The 20,024-nt window shown below is 67.0% G+C and carries 13 protein-coding genes; 5 read left to right on the forward strand and 8 right to left on the reverse strand.

What is annotated here, in order from left to right; translation table 11 throughout:
- Positions 1–6: 6 nt before the first annotated feature.
- From KF791_04540 to KF791_04555, 4 genes are all read right to left on the reverse strand, one after another.
- The gene (locus KF791_04540; protein MBX3731845.1) at positions 7–852 is read right to left on the reverse strand and encodes an SPFH domain-containing protein; all 846 of its coding nucleotides are present in this window, start codon (positions 850–852) and stop codon (positions 7–9) included.
- Between the two features lie 328 nt (positions 853–1,180).
- A complete protein-coding gene (rho, locus tag KF791_04545) occupies positions 1,181–2,644 on the reverse strand; it encodes a transcription termination factor Rho (protein ID MBX3731846.1) in 1,464 nt (487 codons plus the stop codon).
- A 292-nt stretch (positions 2,645–2,936) separates the two neighbouring features.
- A complete protein-coding gene (locus KF791_04550; protein ID MBX3731847.1) occupies positions 2,937–3,704 on the reverse strand; it encodes an OmpA family protein in 768 nt (255 codons plus the stop codon).
- 124 nt (positions 3,705–3,828) lie between these two features.
- Positions 3,829–7,482, reverse strand: coding sequence for a DEAD/DEAH box helicase (locus tag KF791_04555; protein MBX3731848.1), 3,654 nt, complete (start codon positions 7,480–7,482; stop codon positions 3,829–3,831).
- 129 nt (positions 7,483–7,611) lie between these two features.
- On the opposite strand from KF791_04555, the gene hisN reads away from it, so the two are divergent.
- The 5 genes from hisN (at position 7,612) to KF791_04580 (ending at position 13,673) form a co-directional block, all read left to right on the forward strand.
- The gene (hisN, locus tag KF791_04560; GenBank protein MBX3731849.1) at positions 7,612–8,382 is read left to right on the forward strand and encodes a histidinol-phosphatase; all 771 of its coding nucleotides are present in this window, start codon (positions 7,612–7,614) and stop codon (positions 8,380–8,382) included.
- Between the two features lie 289 nt (positions 8,383–8,671).
- Complete coding sequence (locus KF791_04565; GenBank protein ID MBX3731850.1) at positions 8,672–10,189, forward strand: sigma-54-dependent Fis family transcriptional regulator; 1,518 nt, start codon at positions 8,672–8,674, stop codon at positions 10,187–10,189.
- A 187-nt stretch (positions 10,190–10,376) separates the two neighbouring features.
- Complete coding sequence (locus tag KF791_04570) at positions 10,377–10,841, forward strand: hypothetical protein (GenBank protein MBX3731851.1); 465 nt, start codon at positions 10,377–10,379, stop codon at positions 10,839–10,841.
- Positions 10,842–10,999: 158 nt separating this feature from the next.
- Positions 11,000–12,151, forward strand: a complete 1,152-nt coding sequence (locus KF791_04575) for a hypothetical protein (protein ID MBX3731852.1) — start codon at positions 11,000–11,002, stop codon at positions 12,149–12,151.
- A gap of 109 nt (positions 12,152–12,260) precedes the next feature.
- Positions 12,261–13,673 carry a HAMP domain-containing histidine kinase gene (locus KF791_04580; GenBank protein ID MBX3731853.1) on the forward strand — a complete coding sequence of 471 codons (1,413 nt, stop codon included), beginning with the start codon at positions 12,261–12,263 and terminating at the stop codon, positions 13,671–13,673.
- 7 nt (positions 13,674–13,680) lie between these two features.
- On the opposite strand, the gene phnA is transcribed toward KF791_04580, so the two are convergent.
- From phnA to KF791_04600, 4 genes are read right to left on the reverse strand one after another with little or no spacing between them, the layout of a single operon-like run.
- Entirely contained in the window at positions 13,681–14,940 is a 1,260-nt protein-coding gene (phnA, locus tag KF791_04585) for a phosphonoacetate hydrolase (protein MBX3731854.1), read from the reverse strand.
- Between the two features lie 20 nt (positions 14,941–14,960).
- A complete protein-coding gene (locus KF791_04590; GenBank protein MBX3731855.1) occupies positions 14,961–17,903 on the reverse strand; it encodes a PQQ-binding-like beta-propeller repeat protein in 2,943 nt (980 codons plus the stop codon).
- Positions 17,904–17,915: 12 nt separating this feature from the next.
- Positions 17,916–19,346, reverse strand: coding sequence for a PQQ-like beta-propeller repeat protein (locus KF791_04595; protein MBX3731856.1), 1,431 nt, complete (start codon positions 19,344–19,346; stop codon positions 17,916–17,918).
- On the reverse strand, positions 19,343–20,023 hold the full coding sequence (locus KF791_04600) for an ABC transporter ATP-binding protein (protein MBX3731857.1): 681 nt from the start codon (positions 20,021–20,023) through the stop codon (positions 19,343–19,345). Before KF791_04600 ends, KF791_04595 begins: the two co-directional genes overlap by 4 nt.
- Position 20,024 lies beyond the last annotated feature (1 nt).

Raw genomic sequence — 20,024 nt, forward strand, 5'->3', positions numbered from 1 at the left:
GCCGCCTCAGTGATAGAGGGTGCCGGTGTTGATGACCGGGCTCACCTCGGCCTCACCGCACAGCACGACGAGCAGGTTGCTGACCATGGAAGCCCTGCGTTCGGGATCGAGCGTCACCACGCCGCGGGCTCCGAGTTCGTTCAGCGCCATTTCGACCATGCTGACGGCGCCCTGCACGATTTTTGTCCGGGCAGCGATCACGGCCTCGGCCTGCTGGCGGCGCAGCATGGCCTGGGCGATTTCCGGCGCGTAGGCCAGGTGGGTGATGCGCGCCTCGTCCACCTGGACGCCGGCCAGCGCCAGCCGCTCCTGCAACTCCCCGGTCAGTGCCGCGTTCACCTCGTCGCCGCCGGCGCGGAGGGTGAATTCATCGTCCTCGCCGTGGTCGTACGCGTAGCGGGAGGCCAGATGTCGCACGGCGGATTCGCTCTGGACTTCCACGTAGTTCTCGTAGTCCTGCACATCAAAGGCCGCCTGGGCGGTGTCGCGCACCCTCCAGACCACGACGGCTGCGATTTCAATCGGATTGCCCCGCTTGTCGTTCACCTTGAGGCGCTCGCCGTTCAGGTTGCGCCGGCGCAGGGAGATCTTTGCGTGCCGGGAATAGAAGGGATTGGTCCAGTGGAACCCGCTGCGACGGATGGTTCCGCGGTAGGCTCCAAAGAGAATCAGAACTCTGGACTCGTTGGGTTGCAGGGTGAAAAAGCCGGCCCAGACAACGATGGTGAGGGCCAGACCCAGTAATCCGATCACAAGGAGCGCGACAAAGGATTCGTCCCGGTTGGCCCCGATGATGGCCCGGACAATCAGGGCGATTGCCCCCCCCATGAAGGCCAGGTTCAGCAACAACATGGGCCAGCCGGAAACCGCGCGGCCGGGAGTTTCCTCGTTGGATGGGGCAGGGAGTTCGGGGTTCATGGTCTTGAATCGTTTAGATTTCGTTTAAATATTTAAGTGATATCAAACAGAAATCAAAGTAGGCGTCAAGCGATTCCTGGCTGGTGTACAAATTTGGAGGCGCCGATTTCGGGGGTGGGTCCAATTCCGGCGTGTGGAATGCCGGTGGACCTGCAAAGGACCATCCACCCGGCGTTGGCGAACCGGCCGGGTGGATGGCGAGGGAGCGGGGCTCCGGGGAGGGGCGGTGACGTCGCACCGGGCCCGCGGCGCAGCCGGCCGCCTACCGGGCCTGGGCGCCCATGGAGAGCAGGAACATGATGTTGTTCGGCGTCTTTTTGAGCTTCGTCAGCAGGAGGTCCATGGCCTCGACGGGAGGAACGCCGACCAGCGCCCGCCGCAGCACGGCGATGCGCGAGTACTCGTCGGGGTGATACAGCAGCTCCTCCTTGCGGGTTCCGGAACGCTCGATGTTGATCGTCGGGAAGATCCGCCGGTCCACCAAGGCGCGGTCGAGGTGGATCTCCATGTTTCCGGTGCCCTTGAACTCCTCAAAGATCACCTCATCCATGCGGCTGCCGGTGTCCACGAGCGCCGTCGCCATGATGGTCAGCGATCCGCCCTCCTCGATGTTTCGCGCCGCGCCGAAGAAGCGCTTGGGCTTGTGGAGGGCGTTGGCATCCACACCACCGGACAGAATCTTGCCCGAGTGGGGCTGGACGGTGTTGTAGGCGCGGGCCAGGCGCGTGATGGAATCCAGAAGGATCATGACATCCCGCTTGTGTTCGACCATGCGCTTGGCCTTTTCGATGACCATCTCGGCGACCTGGACGTGACGCTCCGGTGGTTCGTCAAAGGTGGAGCTGACCACCTCGGCGCCCCGGCACGTGCGCTCCATGTCTGTGACCTCCTCCGGGCGCTCGTCAATGAGCAGGATGATCAGGTAGATGTCGGGACTGTTTTTGAGGACGGCATTGGCCAGTTTCTGCATCAGCACGGTCTTGCCCGTGCGGGGGGGGGCTACGATGAGGCCCCGGGTGCCTTTGCCGACGGGGCAGACGAGGTCCACGACCCGGGTGTTGAGCTCCTCACCGGTGGTTTCAAGGATGACGCGCTGGTTCGGGAACAGCGGTGTCAGGTTCTCGAAGAGGGTCTTCTCCTTGGCGACGTCGGGGTCGTTGCCGGCAACCTTCTCAACGCGGAGCAGCGCGTAGAATTTTTCCTTGTCCTTGGGGGGGCGAACCTGGCCCTCGATGTCGTCGCCGCTCTGAAGATCGAACCGGCGGATCTGCGAGGGCGAGACATAGATGTCTTCGGGGCAGGGCAGGTAGTTGAACGCGGCGGACCGGAGGAAGCCGAATCCCTCGGGCATGACTTCCAGGGTGCCCCGGGTGTAGATGGTCCCGCCGGCCTGCAAATTACGTTGGACGATCTGGAAGATGATCTCCTGCCGCTTGAGCGTGCCGTAATTCTCGATGCCGAACTCCTTCGCCAGCTCGCTGAGCCGGGTGATCGGCATCGGCTGCAGCTGGTGCAACTGCAGGGTCCTGGGTTCGAAAAACGCCGCGGGTGGCGCCGCTTCAGGTTCCGCATCGTCGCCGGGAGCGGGTCCGGAGGATTCGGATCCCGGTGCCGGGGTCCGGCTGGAAAAGGCGGGCGGCGCCAGTGGCGCCAGCGGGCCGGGAACCCCGATTTCCGTTTCGGCGGCGGGAGAGACCGCCTTGGGCGTCTCATCGTCGCTGTCCATCAGGCTTGGTTTCTTTCGTGGAGTCCGTGGCTTTTTGGGAGCCGACGGATCTTTGGTGGCACGAGGCATGTGTTGAAAAATGGTGGAACGTCTGGCGGTTCCGTTTCCGTACCCACGGAATTCGACGGAGGCCGCGCGGACCAAAAAGAGGGAGACGTGCGGAGCCGGGGGGGAGCCCGGCCTTGGTGCAGGAGCAAAATGAACCGCGGGGTCGCGGGCGCAAGGGCATTTTTGCCGGAAGATGCGGCGGAGGGATCCGTCGCCCGCGAATCCATCCCCGATGGCGCTCCGTTCAAAACTCCGGCGTCTGCGCGGGATGCGGAATGGTGTCGGCCGGAGGAGGGACTGGTGTTTCCCGGACGTCGGGCGCCGCAAATTCCTGGGGGAGCACCACCACCGCAATCCGGCGGTTGCGTGCCCGTCCCTCCACCGTGTCGTTGGTGTCCACGGGATGGAATTCCCCGCATCCCACGGCGCTCAGTCGCTTCGGGCTCACACCGGCGGACTCCGAAAGAAAGCGGACCGCCGCGACCGCGCGTCCGGCTGAAAGGGACCAGTTGTCCGCATACCCTTCCGCGGTGCGACCCCGGATGGGCGCCGTGTCGGTATGGCCGACCACCTGAACGGCACGTTCCGGAAACTGGGTGAGCACTTCTGCGACCTTTCGCAGCACCGCTTCGCCCTCGGGCTTGAGGCGGGCTTCGCCCGAGTCGAAGAGCACCCGGTCCAGGATGTTGACCGTGAGGCGTCCCCGCAGCTCGGAGATCGTGATCTCACGGGACTCCAGTTCCGTGCGAAGCTGTTGCTCGAGGCCGGACTGCGCCTGCTCGACCTTCGCGACGGCCTCCTCCAGTTCAGCGACCCGGGATTGCGCGACCTGGAGCTCCGCGGCCTGGAGGGCGCGGGCCTCCTCGGCTGCGGCGAACTCCTGCCGGGCCACCTTTGCGGACTCCTCGGCGCGCTGGCGGGCCGCCGCGGCGTTGCGCAGCTGCAGGACGCCCACCGCAGCCACGGCGATCACCGAGAGGAACGCGGCAATGATCCAAGTGCTTCTTGGCATGCCGGGGATGGAATCGTCCCGGGCCGCGCGGTCAAGGAACCTTCCCCGACTTCTGACGGGCGTGGCGCCACGGGCGCATCGCGCGGGATGACGCGCGTGCCGGGAGCCCGACCCGGTCGCCGGGTCAGTCGGTCAGCAGGAATTGGAGGTCATCCAGCGTCAGGTTCTGCGCGAAGGTCTCCTCGCCCAGGATGTCGCCGGCGAGGCGTGATTTCTGGCGTTGCAGGGCCCGGATCTTCTCCTCAACCGAATCCTTGATGAGCAGGCGGTAGGCGATGACCTTTTGCGCCTGACCGATGCGATGGCTGCGGTCAATGGCCTGGGCCTCCACCGCCGGGTTCCACCAGGGGTCGAACAGAACCACGTAGCTCGCCGCGGTCAGGTTGAGTCCGAAGCCGCCGGCCTTCAGCGAGATGAGGAAGACGGCGGCGCCGTCGTGCGCCTGAAACTGCCGGACCAGATCCCCGCGCTTTTCCGTCCCGCCCACCAGGTAGTAGGTGCTCCAGCCCCGCGCCGCGATGGCCTCACGGAGCAGATCCAGCATCTCAACGAACTGGGAGAACACGAGGACCTTCTGCCCCTCCTCCATGAGGGGCTCCAGCGTTTCCAGCAGGGCCTCCGTCTTGGCGCTCTCGGCCTCGGAGTCGGGCTTGGCCAGACGCGGATGGCAGCAGATCTGGCGCAGCCGGAGCAGGGAGGTGAGGAAGTTGAAACGGTGTTTGGCCAGCGCGGCCGGCGTGGTCACCCGCAGCAGCATGGCCTGCGCCCGTTTCAGCTCCGCGCGGTAGAGGGTTCGCTGTTCCCCCTCGAGTTCGCAGAACAGGTCCTCCTCGATGCGGTCCGGCAGATCGCGGGCCACCTGGGCTTTGGTGCGCCGCAGCAGGAACGGGCGCACACGGGCGGCCAGTCGCTGGCGGGTCAGTGTGTCGCCCTTGGTGTCGAACAGGCGTGCAAAATCCGACCGGCTCCCCAGGGCTCCAGGCATCGCAAAACTCATGAGGCTCCACAGGTCCAGAAGGCGGTTTTCGATCGGGGTGCCCGAGAGGACCAGACGGTGCCGTGCCCGCAGGCCGCGTGCGATTTGTGCGGTGATGCTCGAGGGGTTCTTGATGTACTGGCCCTCGTCCAGAATCACGGCGTGGAAGGCGATGCGGCCCAGGTCCTCGCCGAGCATTCGGAGCTGGTTGTAGTTGATGATGTGGATGTCGGCCTGGGTCACCAGTGCTGCCAGGTCCTTGACCTGCTCGCTGCGCCAGACGCTGACGCGCAGGTGCGGCGCGAACCTGGCGGTTTCCGCCCGCCAGTTGTCGGTCACGGATTTTGGACACACCACCAGCACCGGCCCCGCGTTGCCTGCGGCTTGGGATGCGGCAGTTGCCGGGCCCGGGGCGCCTGGCCGGCGACGGCCGCCGGCCCGGGCTGGAGCGGGAACGGGCGGTTCGGCGGAGATCGTCTCCCCGGCTTCCCCGGAGCGCAGCCAGGTCAGCCAGGCGAGTGTTTGCAGCGTCTTGCCCAGCCCCATGTCATCGGCCAGGATGCCGCCGAATCCGTTGGTCGCGAGGTAGCAGAGGAAGTGGAAGCCCTCCCGCTGGTAGGGACGCAGCTCGGCGTGCAGGGCAACGGGCACCTCGGGGGTGACGCGGGCCTGGATTTCCGCCGCGCGGCGTCGGATGAGTTCGTATTTTTCCGGGGTGACGAAGGATCGCGCGGCGGCATCGGCGAGCTGGAGCGTGTGGAAGCGCTGCGGTTCGCTCGTCAGTTCGTGGGGATTGATGCCGAGGCGCGCCAGTTGCAGGTCCTCCTCCGGCGAGAGCTTGAACTCCAGCTTGCGCCATCCCTTGGTTCCGAGGCGGACCCATTTTCCGCGGGCATCCAGGAGCACCTTCACCTCCTCGGATGTCAGCTGGGTGTCGGTGACCTCGAGGACCACCTTGAGGTCGAACCAATCCATCCCGGCTTCCGCCACGTCGAGCCGGACACGCCCCGCCACGGTGGCCTGCGAGAAGGATCCGAGTTCGCCCCGCAGATCGAGCCGCACGCTTTCCGGCACCAGGTCCTTCCAGGCCATGAACTGCTCGGGAAACCGTGCGGTGATCCGCAGGAGCCAGCGCTGTCGCGCGAAATCCCATTTGAATCCACCCGCCTCCATCAGTCGCGGCACCTCGGCCAGGCGGTTGCGTTCAAAGGTGACCAGACGCTCCGCAGTCTGGGGTCTCGCGGCGGACGCGGGATCGGCGCCGCTTTCGGCGGGTTTGACCTCCAGCCAGGCGGTGCCGTTCCACCGCTCGGTGTAGTGGGCGTCCGGTGCCAGGCCCAGCGCATCCATCACCGCGTACTCGGTGTCGTTGCCGAAGGCGATCGCTCGCAGCTCCCCCTGGATGACCGGCTCCAGCGACACGGTTTCCACCCGGCCCGCAAGCCGGGCGGGCAGTGGCACCCCGAGATAGTGCAGGAATCGGACGCCCGGTGCGGTCTCCAGCGAGGGGGCGGGGATCAGGGTCACCGCCGCCGGGTCGAGCACGTGGTCCTCGACGGGAGGACCGGCCCAGACGGCATCGGAGGTCAGATACAGTGTCGGCCGGCCCGGCAGCACTCCCAGGATCCTTGGCGCGGGTGCCCCGTCCGGCTGCACGAGTCGTAGCTGGTAGTCGTCCCGCTCGTCCACTGCGGAATCCAACTGCCATCGCAGGGGTGCCTCCGGACGCACCAGCGGACCCCCATCCGTGCCGGTCAGGAAACGTTCGAGGGCGGGCATCCGCAGGAGCCGGTTCAGCAGGCGGCGGGTCTGCTGGTCGTGGTACACCAGATTGACTGGATGGCCATACCGGGCGCGCTGGGCGAGGGGTTGCCAGAGCAGTGCCACTTCCGGGGCGAGCTGATCGCCGTGCTTCTCGTCAAAGTCCCGGAATTTGCCGGGTTTGATCGGGGTCCACTCGAGGGCTCCCGGCTTCCGGAATTCGATCAACCCCTCGGACTCGGTCAAGCGCAACCGCAGCTCGACTTCGTCGGCGGATCGCGCGTCCTCGGCAGGGCCCAGTTGCAGGTTGCCGAGCAGCGTTCTCCAACGTTCGACGTCGCGGTTGCGGCGCCAGGCCTGGACCCTGGCCCGCAGTTCGGTGAGGTCGGTGACCGGCCGAAGGAATTCGGGCCAGGGCAGTTCACGTTCCTCGGCGGCGAGGGCGAGGTGGCGCCAGAACTCCAGTTCGTCCCGGGGCGGCGACGACCAGAGGTCCAGCTTCTCCCAGGTGTTGCCCGTGGCGCGGATGCCGAGCGCGACCAGATCGTCCCCGGTGAGGGTCGGCTTTTCACGCAGTTGGGCAAACCGCTCCTCGACCTTGCGCACGAAGTCGGACTCCGCCCGGGAGAGGGCACGGTCGAGGGCTTCGGCAACGTGACGTGACAACACCCCGGAGGCTGTCGGGCGCTCCTCCGTTCGTCGCCTCTTGCGGCCTGCACTCAGCGAGCGGGCGGACGTCGCGCTGTGTTCCGCCAGCAGCGACAGCATCATGCCGGCGGCATGTTCGCATCCGCCGCCCGCGGTACAGGAGCAGGCTTCCCACCAGGCTGCGGTGTCGCGGTCGAAGGACAGCGTGGTTTGGAGGAGGGTGCCGTCCTGGATGTCGGCCACGTACTCCTCGCCGGGACGCACACACCGGAGGTCCTGAACGATGCCGTCGGCATGCAGCTGCTCGCCGCGCCGGCGGGTCTCCGGCGGCAGCTCCCTCAGGAACTGCTGCGCCGCTGCAGGGTCAAAGCCGGCGAAGTCTCCAGGTTCCATGTCAGGGGGCCACCCTAGCCAATGGGGTCGGGGTTAAACAAGCCGCGGGTCGGAGGGGTTGCCGGCGGGCGCCACGGGGCCGGGATCCGGACTGGGCATTGGGATCGCGTGCTGGTTGGCTTGGTGCCAATGAATTTGGAGCCGTACCTTGCCTGCATCCGGGACCTCGCCGCCGCCAGCAGCGAGGTCATTTTGCCGTATTTTGGCCGGCTGGACCTCGGGGTCGAGCTCAAGTCTGACGCCTCACCCGTCACGCAGGCCGACCGGGGTGCGGAACACGTGATGCGCGAGATCATCGAGCAACGCTTCCCGGACCACGGGATCATCGGGGAGGAGTTCGGCACGGTGCGGGAGGATGCGGAGTTCGTCTGGGTTCTCGATCCCATTGATGGCACCCGGTCGTTTGTCACGGCAGTGCCGCTCTTTGTGACCCTGATCGGACTCGTGCACCGGGGGCGTCCGGTGTTGGGGGCCATCCAGCAGCCGGTGCTGCGTCAGTTGATGATTGGAGACGGACGCTCCACGACGCTCAACGGGCGTCCGGTGCGCGTTCGCACCACCGGCACCCTTTCCGAGGCGACCCTGCTGACCACCGACCCGGCGTTCCCGGCGCGCTACCAGAACGGCGCCGCGTTCGCCACCCTTGCCGATCGCACGGCGCTCTACCGGACATTTGGCGACGGCTATGGCTATCTGCTGGTTGCCGCGGGTTGGGCGGACATCATGGTGGACCCGGTCATGAACGCCTGGGACCTGCTCCCGCTGATCCCCTGCATCGAGGGAGCCGGCGGGAAGATCACCAACTGGCAGGGTGGCCCGGTTCTCGGAGAGGGTCCGCTTTCCGCCGTCGCCTGTGCCCCCGGTCTGCACGGGGAGGTCATCCGGATGCTCAATCCCTGACTTCCGGGTGCGCATCGCTGAAGCGTCCGGCCTTGCCCGAGAATTTCAGTCCATTTTGAGCAGCGGGTTGCAGGTGTTCAATCGTCGTCTTCGCGATGTGGGTGCCCAAACGTTGCGGAGCGGCAACCCATATCAAGCCGGGTTTCTGGCGCGACAGTGGTGTGGCACCGCGGCTGGAAGCAATCGCACCCGGCCGGCCTCCGGCCACACCAGCGGTTCCGTCCGAAGGCGACGCAGGGTTGTGTGCATCCGGCTCGCCAATGCGCCGGGCTCCCGGCACGATCCGCCGATGCCTTCGGACGCACTGACCGGTTTCCACATCCTGGTTGTGGATGACGAGCCGCTGCTGCGGCGGCATATCGCAGCCACGCTGGAGCGCCTGGGTGCCGACGTGGCCCAGGCGGACTCGGTGGCGTCGGCGCGCCAGCTGGTGCGGGACTTGGGGTTCGACTTCGCGCTGGTGGACGTGAATCTGCCGGATGGCTCCGGAACCGACCTGCTGGGGGAGGGGGTTTTTGGCTCCGGAACCGGGGTCATCATGATGACCGCCATGGGGGCGGTCGAGGGGGCCGTGGCGGCCATGAAGCTGGGCGCCCTGGATTACCTCACCAAGCCCTTCGAACCCGAAGCCCTGGCCCTGAGTCTGGCGCGTGCGCGGCAGCAGCGCCAGGCGGTCCGGGCGGCGGAGCACCGGCGGGCGGATGCCCCGATCTCCTCGTTTTTCTTCGGGGCCTCGTTGGCGGGGCTCGAAGGACAGCTCCAACGGATCCTCACCGCCGATCGGCGCCTGCACGAGGGTGGGGCCACCCCGTCACCGGTGTTGATCCAGGGAGAAACCGGGACCGGCAAGACCACGATTGCCCGGTGGATCCATGGGCAGGGTCCGCGGACCTCTGCGCCGCTGATCGAGGCCAATTGTGCCGCCATCCCCGAGAGTCTGGCCGAGTCGGAATTGTTTGGTCACGAAAAGGGGGCGTTCACCGACGCCCGGAGCGCCCGGATGGGACTCTTTGAAGCGGCCAACGGCGGGACCCTGTTTCTCGACGAGATGGCCTCGTTGAGCCTCCCGTTGCAGGCCAAGTTGCTCACGGTCCTGGAAGATCGTCGGGTCCGGCGCGTGGGGGGGAATCGCGACATTCCGGTGGACGTGCGGGTGATCGCCGCGGTGAACCGCGACCTCCGGGAACTGGTCCGTGAGGGACGGTTTCGCGAAGATCTCTTCCACCGCCTCGACCTGTTCCGCGTGGTCCTGACGCCGCTGCGCGACCGTGGAGAGGACATTCTTGAGCTGGCCGATGCGCTTCTGGCGCGTCTGAGCCGCCGGCACCGGCTGCCAACACGCGGCCTCTCCGACCTGGGGCGGCGCCGGGTGATGGGTTACGGGTGGCCCGGAAATGTGAGGGAGCTGGCGCATGAACTGGAGCGGGCACTGGTGTTCGAGGACGGCGATGGGCTGAACCTGGATCAACTGATCGGCGCCGTCGGGCATCCGCCCGAGAGTCGTTCCGGGGGGATGGCGGCGTCCGCAGACGCAAGCGCGCCGGCCGCGGACTGGTTCAACGTGTCGTACCGGTTCCCGGAGTCGGGGTTCTCCCTGGAGGAGGCCATTCTCCGCCTGATCGAGCATGCACTTGCCGAAACACAGGGCAACGTCTCCAAGGCGGCGCGGAAGCTGGGGGTTTCGAGGGACTATTTGCGTTACCGGCTGGGGGGCTGGAAGGACGGCACCAAGGCGGGAGAGTCACGGTCCGTGGACGAAATGGGGGCAGTTCCCCAGCCGGAGGCGAATCGAGGTGCTTCACCCTGATTTTTGGGGAGCCCCAACGCCTGAGTTGGACGGTTCGTGCCCGGAAACTCCTCAGATTTATTGGGTTGGATAACAAAAGGGCCGGTCCATCGAATCTTGGCACCGCGCAAGCTCCATTGAATTCCGGATGATCGTTCACGGTCGTTCCCAACATCCATCTTCCCGGTCGGAGGATGGTCGGGAAAACATGAAGCTTGTCGCGCACTTGAAAACGGCCTTGTTGGTTGTGGGGCTGCTGGCCGCCCGTGCGTTGCACGCTGCGGATGCCGTGCCGGCTGCAGGCAAGCCGGAGGCCCGGGTGGCGGCGGCGGAGGCGCCCGGAAAACAGGACATTCCCGAGATCCGCCTGCCCACCGACGTGGAGTTGCCGGAAACGGTCAAGGGACTTGCGGCCGAGTTCAAAAGCCGGGCGCAGTCCTATGTGGAACGTCAAAAGGAGATCTCAAAGCGGGCGGAGACCGCCACCCAGGGGGAGCGGGACCGCCTCAAGGAACAGTTGAAGGAGAATCGCGCTGAATTTCTCCAGCAGACCCGCCAGTTGCGTGCCGAACTGAAGGAACGGATCAAGGAGTTGCAGAAGAGCATCGGCAATTCGCGTCCCATTGACGACGGCCTGACCGAGCGTGGGGGGCGCCTGCGCGGCGGTCGCTGAGGAATCCTTGCGGGGTAATCCTCTGTCTCCCTGCGAGTTGGCCGACCGGGTGGCGGCCGTCGTAGCCCGGACGCGTCGTTGGGGTCGTCTGGAGGTCCGGCCCGGTTTGTTTGACACCCGGGGGAAGGGCTCCGCAGAGTTCGGCGCCTTCCTTCCGATTGAGCCGCAAACTCAGGATCCGACCCTCGGTGCTCGCGCTGGTCTGCGTGCCGGTGTCCGGGTTGCTGTCGGCAAACGCCGGCGAGTTCAAGTTCCCGGTGCAGATGGCGGAAATGTCGCCCTTCGGTCTTTGGGACGCCTCCCTCTCCATCCGGACCTCCGGCGGCTTCAACAGCAATCCGTCACTGGCCTACCTTGAGGAGTTCCGGCAGCCCGCGCCGTTTTTCGAGTACGGTGGCGACCTGATGCTGATCCGGGCCCCCACCGACAACAACAGCGTGTATGTGTTCCTCAGCGGCGACGACCGGCGCTACTTCAACGTCGAGGAGGTCCCGGGTCAGCAGAACTTCCTGTCGCAGTTCCGGTTCGAGCACGAATCCCCCACCTGGTGGAGTGCCGGTGGCAATCTCACATGGATGTATCTCAACCAGGTTCTGGACCTGTCGAACTTCGACACCGGCGTCGGCACCGCCCAGGTGACCGGACAGACCGTGATCCTGCGCCCGGAGTTTTCCGCGCGGCTGGGGACCAACTGGGTGCTGACCCTGGAGGTTCCGTTGATGCGGCAGGGGTTTTCCGAGCCGGCCGACGGATTCTTTGAGGTCGGATCCCAGTTGCTCCTGACGCGACAGCTCGGGCGGGACTCCACCGTGTCGCTCGGGTATTCGTGGGTTTGGAGGCCATATGACAGCTCGCCACTGCTGACTCCGGGGGGGGAGATCATCCCTGGGACCCTGGAGCGGCTCCGATACAACAGCGTGAACGGCCGCTGGCAGCATTTCTGGGGCAGGGACCGCCAGTGGCGCACCACCGTGTTCAGCGGGTTCATCGCGGCGCGGGACAACGGACTCGGCTACTACGACTACAACCGCTACCGGGTGGGTGGATCGGTCCAGTTCCGCCGGGGACGTTGGCGCGTGATGGTCGAGGGCGGAGTCCAGTGGTACGACTACATTGAACAGACGAAGGCACCCGAGGAGACCGATCTGCGCGAGCGCCAGGAATACAACCTGGGGCTGGAGATGGGATTTGAGGTGAACCGGAGAATCCGGTGGCTCGTTCGCTTTACCTGGGACGACTCCGTCGCCAACATTCCCCAAGACACCTACAACGCGAAAGTCGCGTCCACGGGATTCGAATTCGAGTTCTAGGTGGGTGTCCCGGAATGATGGGTCCACCACGGGAAATTGCAGATGTTGCCCGGTACCGGGACGGAGGCGGTGCCGCCGTCCCCCTGAGCCATGGAGGGGGTGGCTGAAGGTGGCGCTGTCATCGCGGTCGCTGCCGGTGGCGGGCATCGTGCTGGCGCTCGGGCTGCTCGCCGGAGCGGTCCTCCTCACCCACGGCTTCCTCCGCTCCGAGTTCCGGGCGCAACTGGCGCGTCGCGATGTGGCCCTGGTGTCCGGCCTGCTCAATGAGCGGTTTCTGACGGCGAGCTCTGCGACGTCCGACGATCTGGTGGCGCTCCTGGAGGCCGCCGATCAGCCCGACATCCCCGGCATCCGTTCCATCAGTCTTCATGACACCAACGGATTCTTCATCGCGGCGCTCAGCCTGTTTGGAGATGAGCCGGACCTGCCGCCTTCGGTGCTGCCCTCCCTGGCGGACGGGGAGCCCGTGAGCCGTTTCGGAAAATCCTCCGAGCTGGAAACCGACTCGCTGGCCGCCCTGCTGGCCGGGCGCATTGGAGGCGATGAACCGGTGTTGGAGGTGCTGCTTCGGGTGCCTCCGCGACAGGGACCCCTCGTCGGGTATGCGCGGTTTGTCCTGGATGGTTCCGACCTGGCCAAGGAGTACGCCGCCCTGGATCGCACCCTGGGCTGGCAGGCACTCACGGCCTTCCTGCTGGCCGGAGCCGCCATGACGGTGGCCCTGGCATTCGTGTTTCACCGGCTGGTCGAGACCCAGCGTCATCTGGTGGGCGCCAATCGGGAGCTGACGCTTGCCGCCAAGACCGCGGCGGTGGGAGCCGTAACCGCGCACCTGATCCACGGGCTGAAGAATCCCCTGGCTGGCCTGCAACAGTTCGTGGCGTCCGCATCCGATCCGGCATCGGCCGAGACGATGGGTGACTGGTCGGAGGCGGCTCAGACGGCGCAGCGGATGCGTGCGATGATTGACGCGGTCACGGGGGTGCTGCGGGAGGAGTCCGGGATGATCCAGTACGAGATCGCCCCCCGGGAGGTGCTGGACCAGCTGGCGCGTCGCGAGCGGCCATATGCACGGGAGGCCTCGGTGACGCTGGCGATCGCCTGCAATGCCGTCCGTCCGCTGCCCAACCGGGACGCCAACATCGCCCTCCTCATCCTCGAGAATCTCGTGCGCAACGCTGTCCAGGCCTGCGCGGAGGGGGGTTGTGTTCGCGTTCGAGCCGATGAGGAGTCCGGGGATCTTGTGTTCCGGGTTCGGGACGAGGGCACAGGCCTGCCGGAACGTGTCCGGCGGAATCTGTTCAGCCCGGTGGCCACGACGAAGGAGGGCGGCACCGGCCTGGGCCTGGCGCTCAGCCAGCAGCTGGCACGCTGCCTGGCCGCGCAACTGGAACTGGTCGAGTCGGGTTCGCTGGGAACCGAGTTCATGCTCCGGATGCCCCGGGGGGCAATGGACTCCCGGATGACGACCGGAGCGTCCTCCGAGGCGCCGGTCCGGGTCCTTCCGGCAGGCCTGGGTTGAGGTTCCGTCAGCCGGCGGTGCCGTTGAGGAGGAAGTCGAAGAGATCGAAGTTCCGCGGATCACCCTGCGCCAGCGCACGGTGCCGGGCGGTGAGGGGTTCACTCAAGACCAGCGGCACCATTTCCTCATAGCGGCCACCATGCGAGCGCAGGCCACCCTCGAGCGCCTTGAGGTCATGGTGGGCCGGAGTCCGCCCCAGCACGACGTGGCGCCCCGCGCACACCACAAGGTCGCCTATGCGGTCGGCTGGAAGTTCCATCAGGCGGGCGGCCACCGCCCTGGGATGCACCTCGGTGATCCCCTCGCGCGCCTGCAACCAGCCATGGATCTCCACGGTCCGCTCCGCGCTGGTATTGGGCGGAAGGTGCACTTGCGCGAAGGAGCCGAGGGCGCCGTGGTGCACCACGTACGGATCGGTGATCGGGAGGATGACGCGGAATCCGGGACCGAAATGCGCTGTCAGCTCCGATTCGAGGTAGACGACGTTGGGAGAGCCGTCCGGAAGCTGCTTGGCGTTCATGCCGTGGTCGGCCGTGAGGGCCACGATGGCGTCGTTGGCGAGCAGCGCGCCGAGTTCTTCATCAATCGCCGCATAGAAGGCGAGCACCTCCGGGTCCTCCGGTGCATATTTGTGCTGCATGTAGTCGGTGGTGGACAGGTACAGCAGGTCGGCGCGCCCGGCCGCCAGGAGCCGCACGCCCGCACGGAGCACATAGAGGGAGGCCTCGCCGCTGTAGATGGCCGGCGTCTCCCCCACCAGCCCCTCCACATCGCCGATGCCGTGCGTCTCCGGCCGCGCCTGCCCCGCCTTCTCCGAGGAAAAAGCGATGCCGCCTTCGGCGATCAGTCCGTGGGCAAAAATGTCGCGGAGCTTTTCCTTGGCCGTGACGACCGCCACCCGCCGGCCGGCATGCTGGGCGGCGGGAAACAGGGTGTCCGCCCGGAGAAAGGACGCGGAGTTCATCATCACTTCGGCATCCCGGGCGGCGTCGTAGAAGAAATTGCCACCAATGCCGTGCACCGAAGGCGGCACACCGGTGACGATGGAGGTGTTGTTGACATTGGTGAAGCTGGGCATCGCCCCACGGGCGAAACCGCGCCAGCCATGGCTGCTCATCCGGGCGAGATGGGGCATCCGGCCGCGCACCATCGCGGCGTCGAGATATTCGTCCGCGGAACCATCCAGACAGATGGCGACCGCCGGGCGGCCCGGGGGGGTGTAGGTGCGGTGGTTGACGGTGAAGGGAGTGCGGGAACAGGCGGGCATGTTTTGAAGGGAAAAGGGGCCTAGCGGCGCGACATGGCGCGCGGCAGGAAGCCGACCGAGGTCTGGATCGCGTGGGTGCAGGAGCAGCCGGCGCTGCTCTCAGGGGCCAGCAGGAGGCCCCCGGCGGGGATCAACCCGAGCCAGCAGCCGGTTCGGATCCCCGAGAACTGCGAACGGCGGTCGGAGGCGAGGTCCCAGACGCCGTGGAAATAGTGGCGGAAAAACACCGCCCGGCGCGAGGCCGACATCACCCCGCAGCCACGACGCTCGGGAAGGTCCGTGCGCAACAGCCTGCCGCTCCGCAAATCGAAGGCCCGCTGGTCGGAGTAGAACACGTCGTCAATCACCAGCGGATGCTGCAGGTGGCCGCTGTGGTGTCCCTTGTCCTCCTTGTGGGCATCCGCCCACAGCAGGCGCCCGGGGATCGCGGAATCCAGGTCGTCGCCGCCGGTGCGTCCTGGGGAGGGTGCGGCAAAGGCAAACGTGTGGAAGTTCTTGTTCTGGTCCGTGCCGGTGACCACCGCCGTGCCCTGGCTGTACACCAGGTACGTCATGAACTCGCAGGCCCCAAAATCGTGTGACTTTTCCCAAAGCGGTTTTCCGGTCTCCAGATCGAGCGCCACCAGCACCTGGTCCGTGAGGCGCTCGTGCGGGAGCCGGGCACCCGCCTGGGCCACCGCCGCGGGATCCCGGCTTTCAAGGAACAGCACCATGCCGTCGGCGATGGTGATGGTGGAGTTCAGGATGGCCCCCCCGGAGTGCGTCCAACGACGGGCCCCGCCCACCGGATCCGTCGAGAAGATCTGATCGCTGGTCACGCGGCTGGTCTGCTGGGTGTCGAAGTCTTCATACCACTCCCCGTCATCCCCGAGGTAGTTGGCATCCCGGAGCTGCCGGCTGCCCACCAGATGGCCGGCGACCGCGGCCACATAGCCCCAATCGTGGCGGGCCTCCGTGCCGTCGCCCGTGACGGCGAAGCGCTGGACGCGTTCCCCCGACTGTCCGTCCAGCGCCAGACACCAGCGGCCGTGGGCCACATAAAGCCGGTCGCCCGCAGCCGCCATGTTGCTGCAATCGCGGGTCACGTTCGCGCGGCGGACTTCGGGCGCGAACAGCGACCACAGGATGGTGCCGTTGTAGGCGTCGAGGCCGAACAGAATCCGGTCGCCCTGGATGAACAGCCGTCCGCCCACGCTGAGCGGCGCCGGATTCCGGTTGCCACGGTCGGGCATCGGACGCGGCCCGGGATTCCCCCACCAGGCGACCCGCAGGTCCCCGTCCACGAGTTCATCGAGGCTGGTCGAGGTGTTGTCCGCACTGCCGTACTGATGACTCCATTCGCCCGCCCCCGGCAGTGGGTCGCGGCGGATCGCCACCCAGCCCGGCCGTGGCTGGTCCAGCGATGCGACATTCGCGGCCGCCTCCCGCCAGGCCTTCCACGCCGTCTCCCGCGGCGCGCGCGACCCGACCAGCAGCGTGCCGCCCTGCGGACGCAGCACGCGATGCAGTTCCGCGGCTGGCAGCGGGGGGGGCTCGCCGGTCGCCAGTGCCGCTTCGGAGACGATGAGATTGGCAAACAGCTCTCCAAAGGGAAGGGAGTCTCCGGGGATGACCTGGGCGCTGACCCGGACGCCGTAGGCCCCGGACGCCGAGAGCTCGCGGCGGACCCGCGCGATCCGGTCGGCGGATGGATCCACGACGACCACTTGAAGGTGGCTCTGCGCCGCAAGCGCCGCGGCGAGGCGGCCGTCCACGGCACCAACGACGAGACAATACCCATCGCGGATTCCGGTCTGATCCAGGATCCATTCCGCATCCGCGGAGACGCCACCGGCATCCGGGCTCGCACCGGCGGACGGTGGGAATTCCGGGAGGGCGTAATGGAAGCTGGTGTCCAGGAGATAGCGTCGGGACCGCACCGGGATGCCGGAGGCGTCCGGGGCATTGATGCGGTAGTGGTATTCGCGGTCGCGCTGAAGTCCGGTCAGCAGCGCCTCGTGGCGCTTGACGGGAACCTCCGATCCGACCTCAAACCGGGCGGTCCCGGCGTTCTCGAGCTCGAAGCGGGTGGGCATCGGCGTGTCGGTCTCCCAGGTGACGAGGACCGTATGGCGGTCGCGCCAGTCTGCGAAAGGCCCATAGGCAAACCGCAACAATTGCGCGGGTGGCGCGGGTTCCGGGAATGCCGGCAGACGTCTGCGGCTGCGTTCCCCCAGCTCGTCCGGCGTGAGCGCCCGTTGAAACAGGGAAATCTCGTGAAGGGCGCCCCGCAGGCGAGCGACCTCTGTGTCCCGCCGGCGGACACCCACCTCGAAGGGGGTCTCGGGAGGGTAGTGCAGCCTGCCCTCGGGAACGACGGCGGTGGCGACGGGGACGCCATTGATCCACAGGCGCAGATCGGTGCCGGACCGGGTGGCTGCCAGTTGATACCAGCGGCGGAGATCGAAGGGGCTGGGCGCCGTCAACTCCACCGGTTGTCGAAGTCCCGGCATCCCCAGGACGAATGTAAACTGGCGGTCCCGATGGCCGAGTCGCCAACCGATCGGTGGTTCGCCGTCGTCATTCAGGAGTCCGACGATCCCCCCGGACGCCACCGGCTCGTCCACCCGGACCCAGACTTCGATGGTGAAGTCTTCCGCCGGCAACATTGCCCGTGAGGCGTCCGGAGCGATCACCAAGTCGGGTTCGGTTCCTGCCAGTTCGAGGCGGCCGGGCGGCGGGTCCGCGGTGAAACGCATCGGGCCGGTCAGGCGGATTCCCGGACCGCCCGTCATGGCCTTGAGGTCGGTACCCTGCTTCCACTCCGGACTGAACCGCCATCGGGCCAGCAGTCCCGGCTCCGGGGTGGCAGCCCTTGCGGGGACGAGGAGCAAAAGGGCGAGGACGGCGGAAAACAGCAGGCCCGGGGCTCGCGAGGCAGACGGCCGCGTGTGGCGGGGAGGGGAGGGGACCAGGGATGTCATGGGGAGACCGTGTCAGGGGCGTTGGGAAGCAGAGGTCTGAACGTCGGCGCGTTGCGACGGGGCGCGGAGGCAATGGATGGTGCCGGCGTCGGTGCTCACGTACAGGGCGCCCTCGGCCGCGGCGATGCCGTGGACGGTACCCGCCATCGGCTGGATCCAGAGGCGCTTGCCGTCCGAGACCTGGAATGCCGCCACCTCGGTTTCACCACCGGCCACCAGCGTTTCGCCCGCCAGCACCAGAGAAACCGGCCAGCGGCAGGGGATCTTCCACAAGATGCACGACTCCATCGCGGCCGTCCGCGCGTCAATCTCCCGTCCGATGCCGGCGAGGTCCTCCTTCAACCGGTCGCGCTCGGCGGCCGCGGCCGGGGCATTCCCAAGCTTGCGAAGCTGTTTGGTGATTTCCGACTGACGCGTGGACAACGCCTTCCGCTCCCGTGCCATGGCCAGATAGCGGGCACGATCGAGGGCGCTCAGCTCGGTGTCCGAATGAAGGTAGGAGCGGTCCGCGGTCACAATCATGTGATTTCCCTGGAAGGTGGCCAGTTGATCGCTCTGGCCCTCCTCGACGGCTCCCAGCTGCCCGGTCTTGCCGGGTCCGAACACCAGCAGATCCCCCGTCAACAGCGCGTAGGTGCCCCCGGCACCCTCGACGACACGAATCCTTCGCCCGTCACTCAGGTCGCAAATCGCCGGGTTGTCACGTCCGGCCGGCACGTACAACCGCGTGCGGGAGGCCAGCAGGTAGCCCTGGGCGGGGAGGTCGGTCTGGACCTGACGCCACCGTTCGGCGCCTGTTGCGGCGTCCAGCGCCACCAGATGAACGCCCTCGGAGGGGAACATGCCGGCCGTCGTGTACAGCAGGCCGTCCTGCACGACCACCGAGGTCCGCACCGGCCAGGTCGAGATCAGGCGGCCGTTGCCCGGGATCCGCCGGTCCTCCGGCGCCACGAGCACCCTCCAGAGCAGCCGTCCATCGGCGAGGTCGAGGCAGTACACATGGCCGTCATCGGAACCCGCATAGACCTTCCCGTCGTGAATCGTTGGCGCCAGGCGCACGGGTGCCTCGGTGAAGCAGGTCCACAGCTCGCGTCCGGTCCGGGCGTCCAGACAGCGCACCTGGTCGTCGGCCGAGGATCCGAACACAACGCGGTCGCCGGCGACCACGGCATGGAAGGCGTGGTCGAAGGTTTGGCGCGCCTTGAGGTCGAAGACCTTGTTCCAGCCATCCCACTTGGCTTCCCCCTGCCACGCCGGACGGGGCGGCTGGGGGGAGCGCCAGACCCACGCTTCGTCCAGGGTGGCCGGCAACGGGTCCGGGCTGACGCCGCTGCGGGCATAGTCGCCCCGGTACGTTGGCCAGTCCGTGGCCGGGAGCCGGAAGGCGAGAATTGCGAGGAGTGGCAGCAGGCGTGCGGCGCGATGGGTGGCGGGCGGTGTCATGCAATCACGGCGTTGGCGTCGGCCGCCATGAGACGGCCGCCCTTCATTTGGAAAATACGGGTCGCGAAGGCGTCGGCCTCGTGGCCATGGGTCGCGGTGAGCACCGTGCCCCCGGCCGCCCGGAACGCCTCCAGCCGGCGGAACACCATGGCGGCGTTGTCGGGATCCAGGTTCCCCGACGGCTCGTCGGCGAGGATGACGGCCGGCGATTTGACCAGGGCGCGCGCCAGCGCGGTGCGCTGCTTCTCACCGGCACTCAGCTCGGACGGCCGGTGGGCGCTCCGGTTGGCAAGGCCGAGTTCCTCCAGCAGGGCGGAGGCCCGTCGGCGCAGTGAAGCCTCGCCAGGATCAGTCCCCCCCTCCATGACGTTCTCCAGCACGCTGAGGTAGGGAACAAGGTGGAAAAGCTGAAACACGAATCCGATCTGGCGTCCGCGAACCAACGCCCGTTTACGCCCGTCCAGAGCATACAGGTCCTGGCCGTTCAGCACGACCGTCCCCGAATCCGGTCGCAACAGGCCGCCCAGGGTCAGCAGCAGCGTGCTCTTGCCGGAGCCGCTGGCGCCATGGATGACGAGCGACTCGCCGCGTTCGCAAGCCAGCATCACATCATCGAGGGCCCGAACCGGTCCGGCCGGGCCGCGGAATTCACGGGTCAATCGCGAGCAGGAGATCATC

This window comes from Verrucomicrobiia bacterium, from assembly GCA_019634635.1.
Classification (GTDB): Bacteria; Verrucomicrobiota; Verrucomicrobiia; order Limisphaerales; family UBA9464; genus UBA9464.